Here is a 4,054-nt window from a genome sequence, read left to right as displayed (position 1 = left end):
AAGGTCCGTGAGTTCACGAATTCCGAAGTGTCATTACGCCGGAACTGAAGGGAGGTACGCAGCTATGAGGCTATCTGAGTCCGTGGGTTCACGAACTGACGGCAGGGTGATCGCCGTTCGTCGATCGAGGGCGGCAGGTGCCGGACGGCCTCAGTCGGTGGCGCTACCTCAGCCGGTGGTAGACGACGCCTTCAAGGTCGTCGCGGTTGAAGGCGGCTGCGTTGGTGAGGTGGCCGTCGTATGGGCCGACCTTGGTCACTGCTCGGCCGTCTCGCAGAACGATCTGGAGTCCGTGTTCGGGCTCCCAGTCGCAGTTGCACTCGACCGTGACGTAGACGTGCTGGTCGCGGAAGCTGTCTCGCTCGACGGCAACCTCGACAGGGTGGATGTACGCCCAGACCTGGTCAGGGCTGGAGATCGTTACGGGCAAGGAGCCGTCCGTGAACTCGGATGCGACGTCCTGGTAGTAGTCGAAGATTGCTGGTGCGGCGGCCTCCACGACGGAGTCGTCGATGCTGAGGAACGCGGCGATGGCTGCGTGGAAGTCTTCCTTGGCCGGATCGTCGTCGTAGCCGTTGACCATCACGTAGAGGATGCGGTCGCCCAGGGCTGGCACGGTGACAGGCTCGCTGCGGTACCACCCGTCGAGGTCCTCGGTGACCGTTCCAAGGCCGGGGATTTCCATGCGGGCACCCTATGGCAGCGGCGTTCTGGTACGTGGTTCGGCGGGTTCGATGCCGGTGAAGGCGTACCGCTCGGCGGTGGGGACGGACACGCCGAACATGTCGGTCAGTCGGCGGACGTCTCCGGCGGTGGTGATGGCTTCGTGCAGGATGCGGTCCATCCGCAGTGCTTGGGCGGAGACGCCGATGGTCTTGGTGATCCAGTTGGTGCTGGCCGGGGCGGTGCGGGTGGCGTTGTAGTGGTTGAGGAACAGGTGCGGGTTGGCGGTGTTCGGCCAGCGCCGCTGTCGTTCGTCGAGCCACGCGGCGAGTCGTTGCCGGACGGGGGTTGCCAGCGGGATGGTGCGGTCGGGCAGGTGCAGGCGGCCGTCGCGGATCTCGTGCAGCTGGATGGCGACGACCTGGTGGGGTCGCAGCGCGTGGAACGCGATCAGGGCGGCGAGTGCAGCGCGCAGGGGATTGTCGCTGGTGATGGCGTCGCGGACCGGGTCGAGGTCGATGGGGAGCACTTCGCGCAGTTGCACGGGGACGCTGCGGATGCGGGTGGTGGGGTTGGTGAAGATGACCCGTCGTGCCTTGAGGTAGCGGAACAGCGACCGCAGCGAGGTCAGTGTCTTGTCGCGGCGCGGCGCGTCGGTGGGCAGCACGTCGAGAACAGCCTGGCGGTCGATGGTGCGCAGAGACTGGTGTCCGGCGCAGCTGAAGTCGCGCAGGGCACCAACGGCGAAGCTGACCAGCGAGGTGACGGTGCGGCGTGTTCGGGGCCGCGATCGCGGCGGTGTGGTGGAACCGTCGCGCAGCATCTCGAACCACAGGCGCAGCTCGTCGGCCATCGGGGTGGCGATGTCGCGCTGTTGGGCGCGGAACCAGGCGTTGATGGACGGTTCACGGTCGTCGTGCAGCATGCCGGCGATCCGCAGGATGGTCGTCACATTGCGGGTGCTGCTCAGCTCGATGGTGCGCAGCTTCGTCACGTCGCTGGCGGTGATGGGTGCGCCAGGGGTCTGCTGCGTGGCGAGCAGGATCCGGATGGCCGAGCGGGCGCTGACCACGGTGCCTTTGGCCCAGCCGTGCGCGGTGGCGTGCGCGACCAGTACGTCATCGAGGTAGGACGCCAGGTCGGGCAGTGGCGGCTCAGCGAACCCGCCACGGCGACCGGCGGCCAGGTCGGGCTCGGTGGGCAACAGGACCAGTTGCCGGTGGGCGACGGGATAGTGCCGAGGGCGTGCGGGAAGGGCCACGGGCTTGGGTTCTGGTCGTTTCTGACGGAACAGGTCTGCCAGGAACAACTGCTGCCCGTAGCGGTTGGCGCGGAGCACGTCGTTACGTTGGTGTTTGGGACGCACCAGGTTGGCCTGGCGCATGCAGAGGCGGCAGTCGCCGCGCAGGTTGACCGGCACCCAGCGTTGGCAGCAGCGGCAGCGCTGCGAGGTCGGGAAGCGGATGCGCCACGCGGCGCATCCTTGGCAGATCCAGTCGCGGCGCCGGGTGACGCCCCAGGCGAGGCAGTCGCCGCAGCTGTCGACCACGGGTGCTTTGCGGTGGCAGCGGCGGCATCGGCCGGCGGTAAAGTAGTCGGTGGTCGTCCCGCACTTCTTGCACCGCGGCGGGCCTTTACGTCTTCTCGGTACGCACTCGTAGCAGGTGCTGCGCCCGAAGTAGGCGATCGGGTTGACGCCGCAGCGGATGCACGGGCGTGGTGTCAGCGTCTTGGGCACGCATTGGTAGCAGGTGTCGCGACCGGGGTAGCCGACGGGGTTGATGGCGCAGCGGCTGCAGCGGCGCGGTCGGCTCATGCGGGTGGCTTCGTGCGGTTGCGACCCAGCCGGGGCGCCGGACCGCCGACGGCGGCGGCCGGTGGCTGCTCACGCTGCGGCCGGCGCGCGGCGACTTTCTCCGGTTCGCGGATGAGCAGGTCCGACGGCGTGCAGCCAAGCACGTCACAGATGACGTCGAGGTCGTCGAGCCGGATGGTGGTGGGGTTCCCGGTCCAGAGCGCCGACATCTTCCCGGCGCTGATCTCAAGCCCGGCCTCGGCGAACCGCCGACGCATCTCAGTGCTCTTCCAAATTCCCTGTTCGGCGGCCTTCATCCGCAGGTTCCAGCGCATCAGTTCACCTCGGGTCCAGGCTGAGTCGAGCCGCGACGCGGTCGTTGGCGGTGTTCCAGGCATGCTCAACGTGATTGTCGTGGACGTGGATGTAGCGGGTTGTGGTGGACAGCCACTCATGGCCGAGAAGCTCCTGGATCGCCTTGAGATCCATCCCTCGGGCATACAACGACGAGGCGCAGTAGTGCCGCAGCACGTGCGGTGTCAACCGACCCTGCCAGGCCGGCAGCCACTGCCGAACAGCGGCGGCCAGGCCAGTGCGCAGGGCGTCGTCTCCGGTGCGCCTGCACAGGCCGGTGAGCTGGTCACGGCGTTCGCTGGGCAGCAGCGGCGCGTCGGGGTTTCCGTAGTCGGCGTCGAACTGGTGACGCACATCGGTCAGCCACCAGTCGAGCAACGCGTCGGCGTCGTTGATCCCCGGCACGAGGCGCGTCTTCGGGCCCTTGCCCATGCTGCCCTTGCCGAAGCGAACGTGCAGCCGACCGTGCTCGCCGAGGTCCGGACGCCAGTCACGGATGTCCAGCATCAGCGTCTCGCTGATGCGCAGCCCAACCCGTCGCCACAGCGACGCCGCGAGATAGTCGCGGGTGGCGGGCAGGTACTTGCGAGCATCCGGCAGCGCCTCACCCCATCGGCCGAACAACTGATCCACCTCGTCGTCGCTGGGCGGCACCCGCGTCAGCGTCGCGTACTCGGCGCGATTCGGCCGGTTGAAGTGGTCGATGGGCTGCTCCAGCACGTGTCCGGTCTTGGCGTAGATCTCGCCCTGGTAGCGGCTCATCAGGAAGTCGAAGAACCGGCCCAGCATCAACGCCCTGCCATGCACCGTGCGGTGCGACAAGCCCCGGTCCTTGCGCAGGTGCGCCAGGAACCGATCGCCGTCGCTCACCGTCGCGGTCCACACCGGTCGGCCGAGGAACCGCACGAAGGCGAACAGCACGCCACGTTCCTGCGCCACGTACCCGTCGGTGTGACCGGCTCCCACGCCGGCCAGTGCGTACTGGTCGACCAACTCCTGCTCGAAATCCTCGAACTCCTGAGCGCTGGACAGATGAGGGGTCGACCTCAGCGACCGCACCACCGCGAGGCTCACCGACCCGCCACCTCAAGAGTCTCGATCACTCGTCATAGATACCACAGAAGCGTCAGGAATCCCGACAGGCCATCAACGGTGGCACCGCGAGGCAACCAGCGCCTACCACCTCGACCTCGACCGACGTTTCACCAGCAAGCCGTGGAAGAACCCACGGCGTTACCGACA

General features: G+C 67.5%; 4 protein-coding genes. All 4 read right to left on the bottom strand.

The window, feature by feature from the left end; all coding sequences use genetic code 11:
* Window positions 1-163: 163 nt before the first annotated feature.
* Window positions 164-685, bottom strand: coding sequence for a hypothetical protein (locus tag AB0H28_RS29930; protein WP_358047465.1), 522 nt, complete (start codon window positions 683-685; stop codon window positions 164-166).
* A 9-nt stretch (window positions 686-694) separates the two neighbouring features.
* Window positions 695-2,212, bottom strand: a complete 1,518-nt coding sequence (locus tag AB0H28_RS29925; protein ID WP_358047462.1) for a hypothetical protein — start codon at window positions 2,210-2,212, stop codon at window positions 695-697.
* 263 nt (window positions 2,213-2,475) lie between these two features.
* Window positions 2,476-2,793: a helix-turn-helix transcriptional regulator gene (locus AB0H28_RS29920; RefSeq protein WP_358047459.1), complete on the bottom strand. Its 318-nt coding sequence runs from the start codon at window positions 2,791-2,793 to the stop codon at window positions 2,476-2,478.
* 4 nt (window positions 2,794-2,797) lie between these two features.
* The gene (locus AB0H28_RS29915) at window positions 2,798-3,886 is read right to left on the bottom strand and encodes a tyrosine-type recombinase/integrase (protein ID WP_358047456.1); all 1,089 of its coding nucleotides are present in this window, start codon (window positions 3,884-3,886) and stop codon (window positions 2,798-2,800) included.
* Between the last annotated feature and the right edge of the window lie 168 nt (window positions 3,887-4,054).

The organism is Micromonospora sp. NPDC050980, assembly GCF_040653835.1.
GTDB lineage: Bacteria > Actinomycetota > Actinomycetes > Mycobacteriales > Micromonosporaceae > Micromonospora.
This window is presented reverse-complemented; position numbering and strand designations above follow the sequence as displayed.

Coding starts and splice junctions, on each gene's coding strand:
- AB0H28_RS29930 (WP_358047465.1), bottom strand. CDS start 685: ATGGAAATCCCCGGCCTTGGAACGGTCACCGAGGACCTCGACGGGTGG.
- AB0H28_RS29920 (WP_358047459.1), bottom strand. CDS start 2,793: ATGCGCTGGAACCTGCGGATGAAGGCCGCCGAACAGGGAATTTGGAAG.